This is a genomic window from Stenotrophomonas sp. YIM B06876 (assembly GCF_030711595.1).
Classification (GTDB): domain Bacteria; phylum Pseudomonadota; class Gammaproteobacteria; order Xanthomonadales; family Xanthomonadaceae; genus Stenotrophomonas.
The window spans coordinates 1-1,259 of the sequence record NZ_JAUJUJ010000231.1 but is presented as its reverse complement, the minus strand read 5'-3'; the positions used below and the strand labels follow the sequence as shown (position 1 = coordinate 1,259).

The following is a 1,259-nucleotide window of genomic DNA, read 5'->3' as shown; positions in this document are numbered from 1 at the left end:
CGGCTACGTCATCAACGTGGCGCGCGGCGCGCACCTGGTGGACGACGACCTGATCGCGCTGCTGGGCAGCGGCCACCTCGCCGGCGCCACGCTCGACGTGTTCCACACCGAGCCGCTGCCCGCCGGCCACCCGTTCTGGACGCACCCGAGAATCACCGCCACGCCGCACACCTCGGCGCGCACGCTGCGCAGCGAAAGCATTGCGCAGATCGCGGGCAAGATCGCCGCCCTGGAGCGCGGCGAGGCCGTGGCCGGTATCGTGGACCCCGGGCGCGGCTACTGACAAGCCGGCTGTTATTGATTTGAGGACACCCCCATGAGCATTCCCTCCCGCGTCAAACTGGTCGACGTCGGCCCGCGCGACGGCCTGCAGAACGAAAAATCGCCCGTGCCCACCGAGGTCAAGATCGGCCTGGTGCAGCGCCTGCAGGACGCCGGCCTGGCAGAGATCGAAGTCACCAGCTTCGTCAGCCCCAAGTGGGTGCCGCAGATGGCCGACAACGCGCAGGTCATGGCCGGCATCCAGCGCAAGGCCGGCGTGCGCTACTCGGTGCTCACGCCCAACCTGCAGGGCTACGAGGCCGCCGTGGCTTCCCGGCCCGACGAGATCGTGGTGTTCGGCGCGGCCAGCGAGGCCTTCAGCCAGAAGAACATCAACTGCAGCATCGCCGAGAGCATCGAGCGCTTTGCGCCCGTGGTGGCGGCGGCGCGCGCCGCCGGCATTAATGTGCGCGGCGCCATGTCGTGCACCGTGGGTTGCCCCTACGAGGGCGAGATCGCGCCCGAGCGCGTGGCCTACCTGGCCGGCTTGATGAAGGGCATAGGCGTGCAGCGTGTGGACGTGGCGGACACCATAGGCGTGGGCACGCCGCGCAAAGTGCAGCGCGCCATCGAGGCCGCGCTGCAGCATTTCGCCATCGACGAGGTGTCGGGCCATTTCCACGACACCTACGGCCAGGCGCTGGCGAACACGCTGGCGGCGCTAGAGCTGGGGGTCTGGAACTTCCAGTCCTCCGTCGCCGGCCTGGGCGGCTGCCCCTACGCCAAGGGCGCCACCGGCAATGTGGCGACCGAAGACCTGGTCTACCTGCTGCACGGCATGGGCATAGAGACCGGCGTCGACCTCGACAAGCTCGTCGACGCGGGCGCCTACATCAGCGATTTTCTGGGCCGCAAGCCGAACTCGCGCGCCGCCACGGCCATCCTGAACAAGAGGGCCGGCTGATGTGCGGCGCTGAACTCAAAGACCTGCCCGAGGG

General features: G+C 68.9%; 2 protein-coding genes. Both read left to right on the top strand.

Going from position 1 to position 1,259, the window contains the following annotated elements:
• A partial coding sequence (locus QZH66_RS16335) for an NAD(P)-dependent oxidoreductase (protein WP_305806932.1) occupies positions 1-283 on the top strand: 283 nt, incomplete at its 5' end.
• 33 nt (positions 284-316) lie between these two features.
• On the top strand, positions 317-1,225 hold the full coding sequence (locus QZH66_RS16330; RefSeq protein ID WP_305806931.1) for a hydroxymethylglutaryl-CoA lyase: 909 nt from the start codon (positions 317-319) through the stop codon (positions 1,223-1,225).
• Positions 1,226-1,259: the final 34 nt, after the last annotated feature.

What these genes read in the sequence shown, in the direction of transcription:
- QZH66_RS16330 (WP_305806931.1), top strand. Translation starts at nt 317, where the DNA reads ATGAGCATTCCCTCCCGCGTCAAACTGGTCGACGTCGGCCCGCGCGAC.